Source organism: Nocardioides pacificus (assembly GCF_054775955.1).
The window spans coordinates 108874-125029 of record NZ_BAAHCI010000005.1; the positions used below are offsets into that span (position 1 = coordinate 108874).

Genomic DNA, 16156 nt, shown 5'->3' on the forward strand with positions numbered 1-16156 from the left:
CCCAGCTCGCGGCCCCACCTCTCCAGGAGGGCCGCGAGCTGGTCGCGTTCTGCGGCAGTGAGGCCGGAGACCAGTCGGCGCTCGTTGGCGAAGTGCGCCTCGGCGAGGCGGTCGACCAGCTCCCTGCCCTCGGGGGTCAGACCGACGGTGCGACCGCGGGCGTCAGCGTCGGAGACCCGCCGATGCACGAGTCCGGCGCCCTCAAGCCGGTCGACGCGCTTGGTGACCGCCCCGGAGGTCACCATCGTGGAGGCGCCGATGGCACCGGCCGTCAGCTCGTACGGCGCGCCGGCGCGGCGCAGCGTGGCGAGCACGTCGAAGTCGCCGTCGCTGAGCCCGGCGCGGGCGAAGACCGGCCGCAGCTCGGCGTGGAGCACGTCGGCGAGGCGGTGGAGACGGCCGATGATCGCCATTGGGCTGACGTCGAGCTCGGGGCGCTCGCGACCCCACTGCTCCATGATCCGTCCGACGTGGTCGGGGTCCGGCGCGCGCTCGTCACTCATGAAGGGGAATATATCTTCCCCGGAAGACTATTTGTCTTCCATGGAAGATAAAACCCTCACTCCCCTGATCACCGCGATCGCGCCGCTCGCCTGGGGCTCGACGTACTTCGTCACCGATACGTTCCTGCCGCCCGACCGCCCTCTCTTCTCCGCGACCGTGCGCGCGCTGCCCGTCGGCCTGCTGCTGCTCGCCGTACGACGCCAGCTGCCGCACGGCGCCTGGTGGTGGCGGGCGGCCGTGCTCGGCACGCTCAACATCGGTGGGTTCTTCGCGCTGCTCTTCGTGGCGGCCTACCGCCTCCCGGGCGGACTGGCGGCCACGCTCACCGCCGCCAGCCCGCTCGTGGTGATGATGCTGGCGTGGGCCCTGGTGGCCGAGCGGCCGCGCGCTCTCTCCCTGCTCGGCGCAGCGGTCGGGGTCGGCGGGGTGTCACTGCTCGTGCTGCGCGCGGAGGTCGTCGTGGACCCCATCGGAGTGCTGGCCGCGGCCGGCGCGGTCCTCAGCTCGGGGGTCGGCTTCGTGCTCATCAAGCGCTGGCAGAGCCCGGTCGACCTGCTGACGCTGACCTCGTGGCAGCTGGTCGCCGGCGGACTGGTGCTGCTGCCCCTCGCGGCGATCGTGGAGGGCGCCCCGCCCACCCTCGACTCCCGGGCCGTCGGCGGCTACCTCTACCTCGGGCTGGTCGGCACCGCCCTGGCGTACGTCGTGTGGTTCCGCGGCCTGCGACTGATGCAGGCCGGCGCGGTGGCGCTGGTCGGGCTGTTGAACCCGGTCGTCGGCACCGGACTGGGCGTCGCCTTCGCCGGCGAGCCGTTCGGGCCGGTGCAGCTGGCCGGAGTGGCGCTCGTGCTCGCCGGGGTCCTGGCCGGTCAGCCGAGCGTCCACGCCTGGCTGCGACGCCGAGTCGCGCCGGCGCGGACCGTCACTGCACCGTGACGCGGACCTCGTTGGAGGCAAGGTCGGTGTCGGTGTCGACCATCCGAAAGCGGTTCTCCCCCACGCGACCGGTCTCCACGTAGGTCGAGAAGATCCCGCCGCTGACCGACGCGGTGACGCCGAAGTCGGACCAGCCGGTCTCCTCGAAGCGCTGCACCTTGAGGATCGCGCCCTCACCCTTGGGATAGACACCCGAGAGGTCGATCTGCGACATCGGGCCCACCGACGTCTGGCCGGACTGGAGGGTGATCTCCTTCTTGGGCGCCTCCGACTTGGAGGGCTCGTCGGAGGGCTCGCCGCCCGACTCGGACTCCTCGTCACCGGGCGCCAGGGTGATCAGCGGCCCCGATGCCTGCTCGGTCGCCCGAGGCTCGGGCAGGTACAGGGTCTCGCCCGCCGTGGTGCCGGTGGACGCGGCGGCGTCGCCGTTGACACCGAGCATCCGGGTGCCGACGAGCACGGCGAGGCCGGCCACGAGACCGACGACCAGGCCGACCGCGACCAGCGCGACCAGGCCGGCCAGGACGGGACGGTCATCATCGGATCGCACGCGCAGGACACCCCCAGGAGGAACACCGACGGCGCCCTGGCCGTCGCTACCCCACCATTGTCGGGCACGGGACAAGGATGGCCAACCGGCGCCTCCACCCGGCGGCCCCTCCAACGCCCGCAGAGCAGCTCAGCGCGGCGAGCAGACCACCACCGGGATCTCCCGCTCGGTCCACGACTGATAGGACTCGAAGTCGGCGTAGAGGTCCACCAGCCGGGGCCACAGCCGCTGGCGCTCCTCGGCGTCGGCGGTCCGGGCCCGGATCTCGCGCACCTGCGGGCCGATCTGGATCCGGGCGTCGGGCGCGGCCATCAGATTGCGATACCACTGCGGGTGCTTGGGCAGCCCGCCCTGCGAGGCGACCACCACGACGTCCGGGCCGTCGAGGAGGTAGAGCAGCGGGCTCGTGTACGTCGTGCCCGACGTCCGTCCGACGTGCTCGAGCAGGCAGATCGGCACGGGACGACGCAGAGCGGACCCGATCCGCCACTTCCCGCCGATCCGCCCCCCGGTGCGCCGGTAGACCGCGACGTGCGCCCTGCCCACGTGCTTCATCACCTTCGGGACCACCGGCGAGTCGAGCCCGCCGGGGCGCTTCTTCAGCGCCATCACATGCCCCGCTTCCAGACGAGCTCCTCGTGGAGGCGGCGACTGCGCCAGCCGTCGGCGGTGCGCACCATCTCGTGGTGGTAGATCCCGCCGAACTCGACCAGCAGGTCGCTCCCGTCAGGCTGCGGCAGCGTCATCGGGTTGTGGAAGTACGCCGCGACCCGGGCCACATCGCCCCCCTCGCCGAAGGTGACCTCGCTCTGTCCGAGCGTGTGCATCCGACGCGGGAAGATCGGCAGGTTCTCCGCCAGCCAGGCCTTCACCACCGGAAAGGCGTCGGCGATCCCGCCGCTCTCGGTGTAGTCGATCGCGGCGTCGGCGGTGAAGACCGTGTCGAGCCGGTCCCACTCGCCGGTGTCGATCGCGCGGGTGTAGCGCACCAGCACCTGCTGGATCTCCAGTCGGTCGCCGATCTCCTGCAGCTCCATGTGGCTCCTCGCCTCGATCGATCCGGGTCTCCGGGGTGCCTCCCGGCCATCGGGAGAACTATGGCAGTGAACTGGAACACGTTCTAGGGTGCGGGGCATGCGATTCACCTACGCCGAGGCGATGACCCGCGTCGAGAACTATGTGCCCCTGGCCCAGGCGGCCGAGGCCGCCGGCTACACGTCGATGACGGTCGCGGACAGCCTGATCTACCCGCGCGAGTCGGACTCGACCTACCCCTACACCGACACCGGCGACCGCGAGTTCCTCGAGGACAAGTCGTTCATCGAGACGATGACGCTGGTGACCCACCTGGCCGCACTGACCAGCACGCTGCGCTACACGCCGTTCGTGCTGAAGCTCCCGGTGCGTCCCCCAGTGCTGGTCGCCAAGCAGGCCTCCTCGATCGCCTGCCTGTCCGGCAACCGCCTCACCCTCGGGGTCGGCCTCTCGCCGTGGCCCGAGGACTTCATCGCGATGGGCGTCGGTTGGGCGCGCCGAGGCAAGCGGATGGACGAGTGCATGGACATCCTGCGCGGCCTGACCAGCGGCGACTACTTCGGCTACGACGGCGAGTTCTTCTCCTTCCCCGAGCTCAAGCAGACCCCGGCCCCCACCGAGCCGATCCCGCTGCTCGTCGGCGGCCACAGCGACGCCGCGCTGCGCCGCGCCGTACTCAAGGGGGACGGCTGGATGCACGCCGGCGGCGACGGCGAGGAGCTGGACCGGCTGCTGGGCCGCCTGGCCGAGATCCGCAGGGCCGAGGGCGACAGCCGCGACGACTTCCAGGTGCACGCGATCTCCTACGACGCCTACACCCTCGACGGCGTCCGCCGCCTCGAGGACAAGGGCGTGACCGACGCGATCGTCGGCTTCCGGGTGCCCTACATCAAGGGCCAGGACGACGAGCCGGTGAGCAAGAAGGTCGCCGACCTGGAGAAGTACGCCGACCAGATCATCCGGAAGCTCTGATGGCTGTCCCCGACCCCGCTGGCGCCCTCCACGGCTTCGACGATCCCGGCATCACCAAGCCCTTCGCCGACGCCGTCGCGCAGGCCGAGGAGCTGATCCGCTCGGCCGACTTCATCCGCACCGAGCAGGACCTGCTGGAGGGCTACGACTACCTCGCGGGCCGGATCCGGATGTCGATCCAGGCTGCGTTCAGCCACGACCCGGGGCGCACGCTCTTCGTCAACGGCACCCACCAGTTCTCCCGCCAGGGCCTCGACAACCCCGACGCGCTCTACTTCCACGCGACGATCAACGACTCCGCGACGTACGTCGTGCGCGGGCGCCGCGGGACGACCGCGGACCTGTCGTTCCAGGTGATGGCCGGCCACTACACCGCCGACGACACCCCGGCCGCGCTGGCGGCGTTCGACGAGCGCGAGATCGAGCTCGACGACGGCGGCACGTTCGAGCTGACCTTCGGCCCCGAGCTGCCCGAGGGGGAGGCGAGGCCGCGCAACTACTTCGTCTCCGGTCCGGGCGCCTCGTCGCTGATCGTGCGCGAGGTCTACAACGACTGGGACACCGAGGAGCGCGGCACGCTCTGGATCGAGCGGACCGACCAGCTCGGGGTGCCGGCGCCGCCGCTGACCCGGGCGCGGCTCGCGAAGAAGTACGAGATCGCCGCGCGCACGCTCACCGGGACCATCCAGACCTGGTTCATGTTCCCGCAGTTCTTCCAGTACAAGGAGCCGGTCAACACCCTCACCCCGCCCCGATCGACGCCGGGAGGGCTGACCTCGCAGCGCTCCTCGATCGGGCACTACGAGCTCGCCGACGACGAGGCGCTGGTGGTGAGCGTGCCGGAGTGCGCGGACTGCACCTATCAGGCGATCCAGATCGGGTCGGACTGGTATGTCTCCACCGACTACGAGACCCACCAGACGTCGCTGACCAAGGCTCAGGCGCAGACCGACCCCGACGGCGTGATGCGCTTCGTGATCAGCGAGCGCGACCCCGGCGTCGCCAACTGGCTCGAGGCGCTGGGCCACCGCACCGGCGCGATCATGCTGCGCTGGCAGCAGCTCTCCCGCGACCTCGGCCCCGAGGACGGGCCGGTCGTCGAGAAGGTCCGCTTCGACGACCTCGCGAGCGTGCTGCCGCACCACGATTCCAACCGGGTGACGGCGCAGGAGTACGCCGCCCGGATCACCGCCCGCCAGCGGGCCGTCGCCCGGAGGATGCTGTCGTGACCGCTCAACCGACCCACGTCGGAGCAGGACTGCTGCAGGACAAGGTCGTCGTGCTGTCCGGGGTCGGCCCCGGGCTCGGCCGCGCGCTGGGCGAGGAGGCCGCCAAGATGGGGGCCGACCTGGTCCTGGTCAGCCGCACCGAGAAGCGACTCGAGAAGATGGCCACCCGGGTGCGCGAGCTGGGCCGCCGGGCGCTCGTCGTACCCACCGACATCACCGACGAGGGCGCCCGCGCCGCGCTAGTCGACGCCGCGCTGAGCGAGTTCGGGCGGGTCGACTGCCTGATCAACAACGCCTTCGCGATCCCGCCGATGGACCCGCTCACCACCCTCGACGTCGAGGCGCTGCGTGCGGCGCAGGAGACCAACGTCTACGCGCCACTGCGGCTCTCCGCGCTCTTCGCGGACGCGCTCGCCGAGACCCGGGGCTCGATCGTGATGGTCAACTCCGCGGTGCTCTACCAGTCGCAGCCGGAGTTCGCGGGCTACAAGCTCTCCAAGGGCCAGCTCGCCCACCTCGCCTCGGCGCTCGCCACCGAGCTCGGCCCGCGCGGGATCCGGGTCAACTCGGTCGCGCCGTCCTACATCTACGAGGACGTCAACAAGGCCTACTTCGACTGGATCGCCTCCGAGACCGGGCGCACCCACGAGGAGGTGTACGCCGAGAAGGCGGCACCCACCGACCTGAAGCGACTGGCCACCCCCGACGAGATCGCGCGGACCGCGCTCTTCTATGCCAGCGACCTCGCCAGCGCCGTCACCGGCACCGTGCTCAACGTCGACTGCGGCGAGTTCCACGACCACTAGGCAGACCCCCGCCCCGACTCGCCCCGCCCCAACTCGCCCAGCCCCACCCCACGCTCACCCGGAGGAGACATGGCACGCGAACGCGCCGACGTCGGCAGCTTCGAGGACATCGCGGCGGCCGCCGTCCGCTCGACCGGACTCGAGGACTTCGGCGGCACCGAGCACGAGGAGGGGCTGCGGATCCTCGTCGACGACCTCAACTCCCCCGTCGCGGGGCTGACCGGGGTCGGCAACTTCATGATGCGCGCGCAGGTGAAGGGCGCGCTGGTGGCCCGGCTGCTGTCGCAGTCCGGCTTCACCGAGCACCGGTCGTACGCCGACGTCGCGATCGAGCGGCCGATCTTCGTGCTCGGCCTTCCCCGCACCGGCACGACCGCGATGCACCGCCTGCTGACCGCGGATCCCTCGCACCAGGGGATCGAGCTGTGGCTCTCGGAGTTCCCCCAGCCGCGCCCGCCGCGCGAGACGTGGGACGACAACCCGGTCTACGCAGCGATCAACGCCGGCTACGCCGCCCACAACGCGGAGAACCCCGAGCTGATGGGCATCCACTACATGGACGCCTCCACGGTCGAGGAGTGCTGGAAGATCCTGCGCCAGAGCGGCAAGTCGATCGGCTACGAGTCGGTCGCGCTGGTGCCGACGTACGCCGGGTGGCTGGCCAAGCAGGACTGGACCGACGCCTACGAGCGGCACAAGGCCAACCTGCAGCTGATCGGGCTCAACGACGCCGACCGCCGCTGGGTGCTGAAGAACCCCTCCCACCTGGTCGCCCTGGACGCGCTGATGGCGGTCTATCCGGACGCGCTCATCGTGCAGATGCACCGCGACCCGGTGACCTCGGTCGCTAGCGCCTGCTCGCTGTCGGCGACGTCCGCGGGCGGCTGGTCCACGACGTTCACCGGCGACGTCATCGGGGCGACCCAGCTCGACCTGCTCACCCGCGAGTTCCACGCCTTCCACGAGGCGCGGCCGGCCTACGGCCCCCAGCAGTTCGTCGACATCGACTACCGCGACTTCGTGGCCGACCCGACAGCGACGGTGCAGGGGATCTACGAGGCGTTCGGTCTGGACTGGACGCCCGGGGTGGCCGACGCCGTCCGGGCCGTCGACGCGGCGTCGCGCGAGGGCGACCGCAAGCCGACGCACGCCTACACGCTGGCCGACTACGGGCTGAGCGAGGAGCAGGTGCGCGCCGCCTTCGCGGGCTGAGCCGTCCGCTCGGCGCACCCGCCGCAGGCGGTTGTCCACAGGCCGACGAAGTGGGGGTTGGCGGCGAGGCCGTTGCTTCCTAGCGTCGTGTCCATGCTGATCGACTACGGACGGATGCAGGGCGCGGCCCGCCGCCTGTCCTCCCACCGGGAGGCGGTGCTCGACGAGCTCCCCCTGCACCACCCCGACACGGGAGCCTCGTCCGCCGAGACCTCCACCGGGCTGGACACCGTCGCCAGGGCCTGTCGCCAGCTCGAGCGAGACCTGGCGCGGATCGCCACCGGCGTGGTCGACACCTGCGACGACTTCTGGCGCACCGACGACGCCCAGATCCGCCCCGGCTTCCAGTGCCTGCCCTGGGAGGACCCTCTGTCCGACGGTGCTGAGTCCGGCGGGGCTGAGTCCGGCGGTGCTGAGTCCGGCGGTGCTGAGTCCGGCGGTGCTGAGTCCGGCGGTGCTGAGTCCGGCGGTGCTGAGTCTGATGGGTCCGGGGGATGAGCATCTCCCTGCGCGTCGACGGCCGGGCGGGCCCCTGCCGCCGTACGGCCCGCCAGCTGACGCGCACCAGCCAGGCCATCGCCGACGCGGCCGACTGTCTCGTCCGGGAGCGACACCGCTCGGTCGACGGCCTCGACGGAGGCGCGGGGCTGGCCTACCGCGAGCGGGTCACGACCTCGGCGAACGACGCCGAGATGCTGTCGCGGTGCGTCGCCAGGCTCGGTCGCGGCCTCGACGAGCTGGCCGGCGCCATCGAGGACGTCAGGGACCGGATGGACCGGGCACGCGACCTCGTCGAGCCCTACGACCTCCTGCGCGGCGACCGGATCCGGGAGCCGGTCGACGAGGACGGCGACGACCCCCACCTCGTCCGTGCGCGCCGACTGGCCTATCGCGACGCCGCGGATCTGGTGCGTCAGGCCCGCAAGGACGAGAAGGAGGCGCAGGACGAGTGGCGCGCGACGCTCGCCTCCTATGCCATCGAGCTGGGCGAGGACATGGTCCCCGGCATCCCGTCGGGGCTGTTCCTTCCGCCGGTCGAGGATGCCCCGACGCAGCCCCAGCCCCAGCCACCGACTCAGCCGCAGCCCCGACCCCGTGTGCCCGACGCCGACGTGCCGGGCAGCACGGACAGCACGGGCGCGCCTCCATCCGGCGACCAGCAGAGAGCCACGCACGCGCAGCCCGCCCCTCCGCCCGAGCCGGACGCCAGGGATCACCGGCCGCCCGCGGGGCCCCCGGGTGGGACCAGCCGCTGGACGCTCGCCGGGGTCACCCTCGGTGGCCCGGCGCTGGGTGGTCACGTGCTGGGTGATCCCGTGCTGGGTGGTCACGTGCTGGGTGGTCACGTGCTGGACGAGGGCCGCCCGAACGCGCAACTCGCTGAGTCCCACCCCCTCGATCCCGCTCCCACCGAACTCGTTGCCCCCGCCGAATCCGCTGACCAGGGCGACGAGCCCGGCTGCCCACCCCACCTGGAGGTCCTCCATGCCCCGCGCCATCCCCCCTTCTGACCAGAACTCCGATCTGCCTCTCGTGCTTCCACCTGGATGGACGCACGGCGCACGACAGGAAGCAGGAATCCTGCTGGCCGCGTCTCCCCGTGAGCCGGGCCCCAGTGGGGTCCGCCCCGGCCTGAACCTGGTCGCCGAGCCCGTCGCGATGTCGCTCGAAGACTGGGTGGAGACGACGCTGCGGGACCTGGCGCCGGGCCTGGCCCACTTCGACCTCGAGGACGAGGACGACTACGACGACGGCCACCCGGTGGCCTACCGCCGGTTCTCCTACTCGCACGGCGGGCACGACCTGGTCTGCGACCTGTGGGCCTGGGTGGTGGAGGGCACGGGCCTGATGCTGACCGGGACAGTCGTGCGTGGGGACTACCTCGACTACTGCGACCTCTTCGAGGAGGTCGCCGCCGGGTTCGACCCCGAGGAGGTCCTGACCGCACTACCACCCGCGGATGCGCATCCCCGGGCCCGCGCCTCCTAGGGCACCGGGTGGCCCCGAGGGCGACCGAGCTGCCCGCCCACCCGTAGGGGAGCAGTGCTACAACCGAGCCGTGAGCAACTCCACCGCAGTCCGACAGGCCCGCGAGGACGAGTTCGAGGACGGGGTGCGACTGGGGTCGCTCGAGTGGCAGCTTGCCTACGACACTCCCTCGCTCCGGACTGCCATGCGGGCTCTCACCCTCGCCGTGCTCGCCAAGGGGATCGCCCTGGTCGCGCCGCTGGGGGGCCTGCTGGCGCCGATAGGCAGCTCCGGGGCCGACGTCTTCTCAGGCACCGACACGATGAGTCCGGACCTGGCTCGAACGGTCACGGTGATCTGCTTCTGGATCGCGGCGATAGGTCAGGCATGGGCGCTCGCGGATTGGTGGCGCCTCGGCCGCCCGAGGGACGGCTACGGGATCGCCGCGGCGTTCTTGGCAGTGACGGCGGCGCCCTTGACGATGTGGGTCTACCTCTCGCTTCCGGAACCGGCGACACTGCCGATGCCCGTGCCTGTCGCCGCCACGGGCCTGCTGGGTGCCGTGGCGCTGGTCGCGCACCTGGTCGGATCGCAGGACGGCACCCTGCGTGGGGCCCGGCATCGTGCGCTCGGCGAGCGCATCCGTTCGCTCCCCGAGGCGGAGCAGCAGGCGCTGCTCGATGAGCGGCGTGAAGTCCTGGACACGCTGTCCGAGCGCCGCCTGGTCGATCGTGGCCTCGCCCAGCGCGCCGCCGCAGCACGGCTCGGTGACTGGTGGCTCCTCGACGAGGCCACGGCCGACGGCCCGGGTGGGCCTCGGTCCTAGCCGCTCAGCGTCGCCGGACCCTGATCGGCGCTCCTCGCCGCGGGACGCTGGTGATGTTGCGGACCTTGGGACGGTCCTCGCCGACGGCCTCCACGTCGTACGTCGTCAGCACCGCACGCAGCACCGCGACGCCCTCCATCAGCGAGAAGCCGGCGCCGATGCAGCGTCGTACACCTCCGCCGAACGGGATCCAGGTGTTGGTGGCCGGGCTCTGGCCGAGAAAGCGCTCGGGCCGGAAGGCCTCCGGGTCCGGGTAGTTGTCCTCGCGGGCGTGGGTCAGCAGGATCGAAGGGCCCACGGTCACCCCCGCGGGCAGGTCCCAGTCACCGACCCGCGCCGGCGCCATCAGGTGACGCACGACCATCGGGATGACCGGGTGCAGCCGCATCGACTCCTTGAGCACGGCGTCCAGGTAGTCGTGCTCGCCCGCGTCGGCCGCGGCCTGGGCGCGCGCCAGCTGACGGGAGTCGCGGCCGAGCTCGTAGAGCGCCCACGACAACGCCGTGGCGGTGGTCTCGTGGCCGGCGAGCAGCAGGGTCACCAGCTGGTCGCGCAACTCGGCGTCGCTGAGCGAGTCGCCCTCGTCCTCGCCGACCTGGATCAGTCGCGAGAGCACGTCCGAGCGGCCCTCGAGATCGTGGAGGCGGCGCTCGCCGATCTCGGCGTACATCAGCCGGTCGAGCTCACGCTGGTTGTCGACCGTCGCCTTCCACGGCCCGATCCCCTGCAGCCGCGGGACCGACCACCCGAAGAGGATCGCCGGGCTGATGTCCACGGTGCGGTTGACGCGGGGGCGCATCTGACGCAGCCGCTCCTCGTCGGTGACGCCGAAGACCACGCGCAGGATCACCTCGAGCGTGAGCGCGTTCATCCGGTCGAGCGAGCGGAACTCCTCCCCCGATGTCCACGACTCGACCTCGGTGCGGGCCAGCTCGGCGATCAGCGACTCGTAGCCGCGCAGCGCCTGGCCGTTGAAGGCCGGCATCAGCAGTTTGCGCGCCCGCTTGTGCTCGGCGCCGTCCTGCAGCAGCAGCGAGTGCTGCCCCATGACCGGGCCGAGCACCGCGTTGCCCTTGCCCGCGTGGAAGACCTCGGGGTCGCCCGCGAATATCTCCTTGGTGTGCTCGGGACGGGTGAACAGCACCAGCGGTTGCCCGCCCGGCAGCAGCCGCACCGTGAACGTGTCGCCGTAGCGGCGGTGCATCGCGGGGACGAACTGGTGACGGAAGCGCAGCAGCCCGACGGTCTGCAGCAGGGACGGCCAGCCCGGCCCCGGGGGCAGCGCGGACCGCGGGATCCTGCCCCGAGCGCCCGACGGCGGCCGGGCGGCGCGGAAGCGCGCGTCGGTGAGCTCGTCCATCTCCTGCTGGGTCATCACCATGGCGCGTCTCCTCCCGGACCCCGAGACGGTGGCCCGCGTCACATACTAGGAGTACGGCGGGCGCGGACGGTAGCGACCCGGGCGGCGGCTCGGCGTCAGACCGGGCGTGCCAGCTGGTCGACCGCCGCGGAGAAGACGCCGGGCCAGGCGGCGGCGAGCGGCACGATCCGCTCGCGGACCATCCGGTGCCGGGTGGCGCCCAGCAGGGACCGGGTCAGCAGGTCGTGCCGGCGACCGAGCCGCCGCCAGGCCTGCTCGTAGTCGCTCGGCCGCCCCGCCGCGATCGCAGCCACGGCCGCCCGGGCCTGCGCCAGCCCCAGCGAGATGCCCTCACCGGTAAGGGCGTCGACATAGCCGGCCGCGTCCCCCACCAACAGCACCCGCCCGGCGACCCGGCTGCGCGCCCGCTGGCGCAGCGGCCCGGCGCCACGGGTGCGGGTCAGCTCCGCGCCGGAGAGTCGCTCGGCCAGCTCGGGGAACTCTCGCAACGACTCCTCCAGCCGCCGCCCACGCCCGCCCAGCACGGCGATCCCCACCAGGCGCTCACCCACCGGCGTCACGTAGGCCTCGGCGGTGTGCGACCAGTGCACCTCGACGAACGAGCTCCACGGCGCCGCGTCGGCGTGGCAGCGCAGGCCGTAGCGGCGCACGCCCGGCACCGGCGCGTCCAGCCCCAGCATCCGTCGTACCGGTGAGTGCAGCCCATCGGCCGCGACCAGGTGGCGAGCCGGGTCCCCGTCCACGACGACGTGGTCCCCCAGCTGGCGGACCTCGCGGACCGCCTCCGACTCGATGGCGACGCCGGCCGCGAGCGCCGCGTCGCGCAGTGCCGCGTGCAGGACGGTACGGCGGACGCCGCGCCCGGGCCCGTGCCGGAACGACGCCTCGGCCCGGCGGGTCCCGTCGAGGTAGCGGATCCCGTCGATCGGACGCCCCGCGGGGTCCACGCCGAGCTCGGCCAGCGCCGCCACCGCTCCCGGCATCAACCCCTCGCCGCAGGCCTTGTCGATCACGCCCTCGCGCGGCTCGCGGACGACGACGTCGAGGCCTGAGCGCGCGGCGTACAGCGCGGTCGCGAGGCCGATGGGTCCCCCGCCGGCGACGATCAGGTCACGCACAGCCACTCACCCGTGAGCGGCAGGCTGGGGCAGCGTGGCCAGCGCGGCGTTCTCCACCCGGATCCGCACGGTCAGCAGCACCGCGTTGAGCACCGTGAACACCAGCGCGGTGATCCAGGCGCCGTGCACGAGCGGCAGCGCGGCGCCCTCGACGACCACGGCGACGTAGTTGGGGTGCGGGATCCGCCGATAGGGCCCGCCGGTCACCGGGGGGAGCCCGGGGACCACGATCACGCGGGTGTTCCAGCGCCGGCCCAGCGTGGTGATGCACCACCAGCGCAGCGCCTGCGACGCGACGACCAGCGCGAGCATCGACCACGCCAGGACCGGCGCGACCTCGGGCCGGCGGATCCAGGCCTCGGCCAGCGCACCGACGAGCAGGCCGGTGTGCAGCACGACCATCACCGGGTAGTGCCCCTGCCCGGTCTCGCGCCCGCCGCGCTCCAGGCTCCAGGCCGCGTTGCGCTTGCTCACCACGAGCTCGGCGACGCGCTCCAGGCCGACGAGCGCGACGATGACCGTGAAGGCGGTGAGGGTGGTCATGCCGGGGCCTCCGGGGCGCGGAGCAGCACCAGCTCGGAGCAGAAGCCGGGGCCCATCGCGAGCAGCACGCCGTACGACCCGGGGGCGGGTGGGCGCTCGCGGAGGGTGTCCTCGAGGACGTGCAGCACCGAGGCCGAGGAGAGGTTGCCGATCCGCGCGAGGGAGTCCCAGGTCAGCTGGACGGCGTCACGGGGCACCTCGAGCGCGCCCTCGAGCGCCTCGATGACCTTCGGGCCGCCGGGGTGGCAGACCCACCAGCCGATGTCGGCGCGGGTCAGGCCGTGCTCGGCGAGGAAGCCGTCGACGTCCTCGCGCAGGTAGTGCCCGACCACGTCCGGCACCGACGAGTCCAGCACGATCCGCAGGCCGCCCGACGTCACGTCGAAGCCCATCGTCCGCTCGGAGTCGGGGTAGAGCCGGCTGCGGCTGGCGAGCACCTGCACGGGACCCCGCGACTCGCGCCCGCGCCCGCCCCGCGCGACGACGGCCGAGGCGCCGTCGCCGAACAGGCCGCTCGCGACCAGGTTGGGCACCGAGACGTCGTCACGCTGCACGGTCAGCGAGCACAGCTCCACCGCGACGAGCACCGCCACCTCGTCGGGATGGCCGACGAGGTAGTCGTGCAGCCGGGCGATGCCGGCGGCCCCCGCGACGCAGCCGAGCCCGACCAGCGGGAGCCGCTTCACGTCGGGACGCAGACCGATGGCGGAGGCGATGCGCGCCTCGAGGCTGGGGACGGCGAGCCCGGTCACGGTCGCCGAGACGACCAGGTCGACGTCGGTGGGCGTGAGCCCGGCGGCCTTGAGGGCGTCGGTGAGCGCGCGGGACCCGAGCTCCACGGCGGTCTCGATGAAGAGGTCGTTGGAGTGCCCGAAGTCGCCGAGCTCGGCATAGCGCTCGAGGGGGAGCGCGAGGCTGCGGTGCTCGACGCCGGCGTTGGCGTGGAAGCGGCGCAGCAGCCGCTCGTCGAGGCCGCCGCCCTGCGCGATGACCCCGGCGAAGGCGTCGGTGATCTCCTGCTGGGGATAGCGGTGCGGGGGCAGGGCCCCGCGGACCGAGAGGATCTCCATGTGCTGCTCCTTCAACCGGTGCGACCCGCGAGCGGCGCCCGCGTGCGAGGGACGAGGCCCGCGAGCAGTCCGCCCGCGAGCCGAGGGGTGATCCGGCCGTCTCCGAGACCGATCTCGACGAGGTCGTCGAAGACGTATTCGTTGCGGGCGGCCGCACGGATGCCTGCGTCGACGACGGCCGGCACCGTCGACAGCCGCGAGGCGACCCAGGTATGGCGCAGGTGGGTGCCGAGCAGCGCCCGGACCCGGCGCCGGTGGTCCGCGCCGGCCTGCTCGGGTGCTCCCGTCCCCCGGGCCCGTGCGGCCGCGCGGCCCGCCGCGATGCCGGTGGCGACGGCGTAGTAGATGCCCTCTCCGGTCATCGGGTTGATCAGGCCCGCAGCGTCGCCGGCGAGCAGCACCCTGCCGTCGGGCTGCGGCCAGCGCCAGCCGGAGAGGGGGAGGTGGTGGCCCCGCCAGCGGGTGCCGCCCGCCACCGTGCCGGGCAGCAGGCGCTCGAGCTCGTCGAGGAGCAGCGCCCGCGAGGGCGGGTCGCCCGCGCCGATCAGCTCGCCGTACCCGACGTTGGAGAGGCCGTCGCCGCGGTCGAACGCCCAGGCGTACGACGGCTGCCGGCGATCGCCGTACCGGATCACCTGGGTGCCGCGTCGCTCCGGCGGCGTGGGCGCATAGCCCCGCAGGGCCAGGGCACGACGCCCGACGGCCGGGACGCCCGCGGCCGCGCGGACCAGCGAGTGCGCGCCGTCGGCGCCGATGACGACGGGGGCGCTGAACTCGTCGACGTCCACGCGGTCGGGCCAGGGGGTCACGTGCGAGACGCGGTGGCGGCGCAGCACGGCGCCCTCGGCCACGGCCCGCTCGACGAGGCGGGCGTCGAAGACCTCGCGCGGGATCACCCAGACCGGTCGCGCGAGCCGGCCGGCGACGTGGGACTCGCCGCGGGCCAGCTCCAGGGTCCGCAGCGGCGTCCAGCCCTCGACCACGTCGCCCGCACCGACCTGGCTCAGCGCGTCGACGACGTGCGGCGCGATGCCGTCGCCGCAGCACTTGTCGCGGGGGAAGTCGGCGCGGTCGAGCAGCAGCACCCGCATCTTCGGGTCCTGGGCCAGGGCGGCCAGGGCGGCCGCGGACCCGGCCGGTCCGGCGCCGACCACGATCAGGTCCCAGGCCTCCTGGGGATGGGGGGCGCTCATCGGGCCCACCCGAACATCACCACGTCCACGAGCGCGATGCCGACCGCCGCCCGGAAGGGGGCCCGGCCGTCGCCCACCAGCGCCAGCACGGCGAGCGCGGCCACGAGGCCCAGGGCCGTGACGGCCACCGGCCAGGAGTCGACCGGCGCGCCGACCACGATCACCACCGAGGCAAGGGCGAGCACGGCGACGGCGACCGGAGCCGTCCAGCGGGCTCCGATCCGGTGCGGCAGCCCGCGGACTCCCGTGGCGGCGTCGTCCTCGAGGTCGGGGAGCACGTTGACCAGATGGGCGCCGACGCCGAGCAGCGCACCGGCCAGCGGCATCCAGCCGGGCGGTACGACGTCGTCGACGGCCAGGGAGACGAAGACCGGCAGCGCGGCGAACGCGACGGCGTAGGGCAGCCACGAGAGGACCGTCGACTTGAGGCCGAGGTTGTAGGCCCACCCGGCGGCGATCGTGACCAGGTGCACCGAGCCCGCCGCCAGACCGCAGGCGAACGAGAGCGGGAGGGCGGCCAGCAGGGACAGCGCACAGGCCGCGCGCACCAGACGCTCGTCGAGCTCGCCGGTGGCGATCGGCTTGTCGGTCCGCCCCACCCGGCGATCGCGCGCGGCGTCGATCAGGTCGTTGGACCAGCCGATGGAGAGCTGGCCGGCGAGGACCGCGGCGACGACGAGAGCCACCCGGCCCGGGGACGCGCCGGCGGCGGCCGCGAGCAGGCCGCCCAGCGCGGTGACCGCTACCGCCGGCCCGGGGTGGGCCGCGCGCAGGAGGGCGACACCGCCGGCCCCGCCCCTGTCCCGACTCATG

At 73.0% G+C, this 16156-nt stretch carries 19 protein-coding genes; 9 read left to right on the forward strand and 10 right to left on the reverse strand.

Translation table 11 applies throughout. The annotated features are described in order from the left end of the window. Positions 1 to 503 (reverse strand): MarR family winged helix-turn-helix transcriptional regulator (locus tag ACYU7L_RS03075; protein WP_460793732.1); only part of this gene is annotated, 503 nt, incomplete at its 3' end. 40 nt (positions 504 to 543) lie between these two features. Here ACYU7L_RS03075 and ACYU7L_RS03080 point away from each other — a divergent pair. Further along, a complete protein-coding gene (locus ACYU7L_RS03080; RefSeq protein WP_460793733.1) occupies positions 544 to 1440 on the forward strand; it encodes an EamA family transporter in 897 nt (298 codons plus the stop codon). On the opposite strand, the gene ACYU7L_RS03085 is transcribed toward ACYU7L_RS03080, so the two are convergent. The 3 genes from ACYU7L_RS03085 to ACYU7L_RS03095 all read right to left on the reverse strand — a co-directional run bounded on the left by ACYU7L_RS03085 (position 1427) and on the right by ACYU7L_RS03095 (position 3027). After that, positions 1427 to 1990 (reverse strand): hypothetical protein, encoded by a 564-nt coding sequence (locus tag ACYU7L_RS03085; protein ID WP_460793734.1) that lies wholly within the window; start codon positions 1988 to 1990, stop codon positions 1427 to 1429. The two genes, ACYU7L_RS03080 and ACYU7L_RS03085, sit on opposite strands and share 14 nt — an antisense overlap. A 129-nt stretch (positions 1991 to 2119) precedes the next feature. After that, complete coding sequence (locus tag ACYU7L_RS03090; protein WP_460793735.1) at positions 2120 to 2599, reverse strand: nitroreductase family deazaflavin-dependent oxidoreductase; 480 nt, start codon at positions 2597 to 2599, stop codon at positions 2120 to 2122. Further along, positions 2599 to 3027 carry a nuclear transport factor 2 family protein gene (locus ACYU7L_RS03095; protein ID WP_460793736.1) on the reverse strand — a complete coding sequence of 143 codons (429 nt, stop codon included), beginning with the start codon at positions 3025 to 3027 and terminating at the stop codon, positions 2599 to 2601. Before ACYU7L_RS03095 ends, ACYU7L_RS03090 begins: the two co-directional genes overlap by 1 nt. A 97-nt stretch (positions 3028 to 3124) precedes the next feature. On the opposite strand from ACYU7L_RS03095, the gene ACYU7L_RS03100 reads away from it, so the two are divergent. From ACYU7L_RS03100 to ACYU7L_RS03135, 8 genes are all read left to right on the forward strand, one after another. Beyond that, a complete protein-coding gene (locus ACYU7L_RS03100) occupies positions 3125 to 3997 on the forward strand; it encodes a TIGR03619 family F420-dependent LLM class oxidoreductase (RefSeq protein WP_460793737.1) in 873 nt (290 codons plus the stop codon). After that, complete coding sequence (locus ACYU7L_RS03105) at positions 3997 to 5226, forward strand: hypothetical protein (RefSeq protein WP_460793739.1); 1230 nt, start codon at positions 3997 to 3999, stop codon at positions 5224 to 5226. Before ACYU7L_RS03100 ends, ACYU7L_RS03105 begins: the two co-directional genes overlap by 1 nt. Further along, the gene (locus tag ACYU7L_RS03110) at positions 5223 to 6032 is read left to right on the forward strand and encodes an SDR family oxidoreductase (protein WP_460793740.1); all 810 of its coding nucleotides are present in this window, start codon (positions 5223 to 5225) and stop codon (positions 6030 to 6032) included. The genes ACYU7L_RS03105 and ACYU7L_RS03110 overlap by 4 nt, the downstream gene beginning before the upstream one ends. Positions 6033 to 6101: 69 nt before the next feature. Further along, positions 6102 to 7244 carry a sulfotransferase family protein gene (locus tag ACYU7L_RS03115; RefSeq protein ID WP_460793741.1) on the forward strand — a complete coding sequence of 381 codons (1143 nt, stop codon included), beginning with the start codon at positions 6102 to 6104 and terminating at the stop codon, positions 7242 to 7244. Positions 7245 to 7337: 93 nt separating this feature from the next. Then, positions 7338 to 7742 carry a hypothetical protein gene (locus ACYU7L_RS03120; RefSeq protein ID WP_460793742.1) on the forward strand — a complete coding sequence of 135 codons (405 nt, stop codon included), beginning with the start codon at positions 7338 to 7340 and terminating at the stop codon, positions 7740 to 7742. Next, positions 7739 to 8755, forward strand: coding sequence for a hypothetical protein (locus ACYU7L_RS03125; RefSeq protein ID WP_460793743.1), 1017 nt, complete (start codon positions 7739 to 7741; stop codon positions 8753 to 8755). The genes ACYU7L_RS03120 and ACYU7L_RS03125 overlap by 4 nt, the downstream gene beginning before the upstream one ends. Before the next feature lie 148 nt (positions 8756 to 8903). Beyond that, entirely contained in the window at positions 8904 to 9233 is a 330-nt protein-coding gene (locus tag ACYU7L_RS03130; RefSeq protein WP_460793744.1) for a hypothetical protein, read from the forward strand. Positions 9234 to 9303: 70 nt separating this feature from the next. Continuing rightward, on the forward strand, positions 9304 to 10038 hold the full coding sequence (locus ACYU7L_RS03135; RefSeq protein ID WP_460793745.1) for a hypothetical protein: 735 nt from the start codon (positions 9304 to 9306) through the stop codon (positions 10036 to 10038). A gap of 4 nt (positions 10039 to 10042) precedes the next feature. Here the strand turns inward: ACYU7L_RS03135 and ACYU7L_RS03140 are convergent, their stop codons facing one another. The 6 genes from ACYU7L_RS03140 to ACYU7L_RS03165 all read right to left on the reverse strand — a co-directional run bounded on the left by ACYU7L_RS03140 (position 10043) and on the right by ACYU7L_RS03165 (position 16155). Then, entirely contained in the window at positions 10043 to 11419 is a 1377-nt protein-coding gene (locus ACYU7L_RS03140; RefSeq protein WP_460793746.1) for a cytochrome P450, read from the reverse strand. 95 nt (positions 11420 to 11514) lie between these two features. Then, a complete protein-coding gene (locus ACYU7L_RS03145; protein ID WP_460793747.1) occupies positions 11515 to 12537 on the reverse strand; it encodes an NAD(P)/FAD-dependent oxidoreductase in 1023 nt (340 codons plus the stop codon). 6 nt (positions 12538 to 12543) lie between these two features. Continuing rightward, positions 12544 to 13080, reverse strand: a complete 537-nt coding sequence (locus ACYU7L_RS03150; RefSeq protein ID WP_460793748.1) for an isoprenylcysteine carboxyl methyltransferase family protein — start codon at positions 13078 to 13080, stop codon at positions 12544 to 12546. Beyond that, the gene (locus tag ACYU7L_RS03155) at positions 13077 to 14150 is read right to left on the reverse strand and encodes a type III polyketide synthase (protein WP_460793750.1); all 1074 of its coding nucleotides are present in this window, start codon (positions 14148 to 14150) and stop codon (positions 13077 to 13079) included. The genes ACYU7L_RS03150 and ACYU7L_RS03155 overlap by 4 nt, the downstream gene beginning before the upstream one ends. An 11-nt stretch (positions 14151 to 14161) precedes the next feature. Further along, positions 14162 to 15343: an NAD(P)/FAD-dependent oxidoreductase gene (locus ACYU7L_RS03160; RefSeq protein WP_460793751.1), complete on the reverse strand. Its 1182-nt coding sequence runs from the start codon at positions 15341 to 15343 to the stop codon at positions 14162 to 14164. Beyond that, a complete protein-coding gene (locus tag ACYU7L_RS03165; protein ID WP_460793752.1) occupies positions 15340 to 16155 on the reverse strand; it encodes a UbiA family prenyltransferase in 816 nt (271 codons plus the stop codon). Before ACYU7L_RS03165 ends, ACYU7L_RS03160 begins: the two co-directional genes overlap by 4 nt. Between the last annotated feature and the right edge of the window lies 1 nt (position 16156).

Excerpts from the sequence above, each read along its gene's own strand:
- ACYU7L_RS03080 (WP_460793733.1), top strand. The coding sequence starts at position 544 with ATGGAAGATAAAACCCTCACTCCCCTGATCACCGCGATCGCGCCGCTC.
- ACYU7L_RS03120 (WP_460793742.1), top strand. The coding sequence starts at position 7,338 with ATGCTGATCGACTACGGACGGATGCAGGGCGCGGCCCGCCGCCTGTCC.
- ACYU7L_RS03130 (WP_460793744.1), top strand. The coding sequence starts at position 8,904 with ATGTCGCTCGAAGACTGGGTGGAGACGACGCTGCGGGACCTGGCGCCG.
- ACYU7L_RS03150 (WP_460793748.1), bottom strand. The coding sequence starts at position 13,080 with ATGACCACCCTCACCGCCTTCACGGTCATCGTCGCGCTCGTCGGCCTG.
- ACYU7L_RS03125 (WP_460793743.1), top strand. The coding sequence starts at position 7,739 with ATGAGCATCTCCCTGCGCGTCGACGGCCGGGCGGGCCCCTGCCGCCGT.
- ACYU7L_RS03140 (WP_460793746.1), bottom strand. The coding sequence starts at position 11,419 with ATGGTGATGACCCAGCAGGAGATGGACGAGCTCACCGACGCGCGCTTC.
- ACYU7L_RS03160 (WP_460793751.1), bottom strand. The coding sequence starts at position 15,343 with ATGAGCGCCCCCCATCCCCAGGAGGCCTGGGACCTGATCGTGGTCGGC.
- ACYU7L_RS03155 (WP_460793750.1), bottom strand. The coding sequence starts at position 14,150 with ATGGAGATCCTCTCGGTCCGCGGGGCCCTGCCCCCGCACCGCTATCCC.
- ACYU7L_RS03100 (WP_460793737.1), top strand. The coding sequence starts at position 3,125 with ATGCGATTCACCTACGCCGAGGCGATGACCCGCGTCGAGAACTATGTG.
- ACYU7L_RS03095 (WP_460793736.1), bottom strand. The coding sequence starts at position 3,027 with ATGGAGCTGCAGGAGATCGGCGACCGACTGGAGATCCAGCAGGTGCTG.
- ACYU7L_RS03105 (WP_460793739.1), top strand. The coding sequence starts at position 3,997 with ATGGCTGTCCCCGACCCCGCTGGCGCCCTCCACGGCTTCGACGATCCC.
- ACYU7L_RS03165 (WP_460793752.1), bottom strand. The coding sequence starts at position 16,155 with ATGAGTCGGGACAGGGGCGGGGCCGGCGGTGTCGCCCTCCTGCGCGCG.
- ACYU7L_RS03090 (WP_460793735.1), bottom strand. The coding sequence starts at position 2,599 with ATGGCGCTGAAGAAGCGCCCCGGCGGGCTCGACTCGCCGGTGGTCCCG.
- ACYU7L_RS03115 (WP_460793741.1), top strand. The coding sequence starts at position 6,102 with ATGGCACGCGAACGCGCCGACGTCGGCAGCTTCGAGGACATCGCGGCG.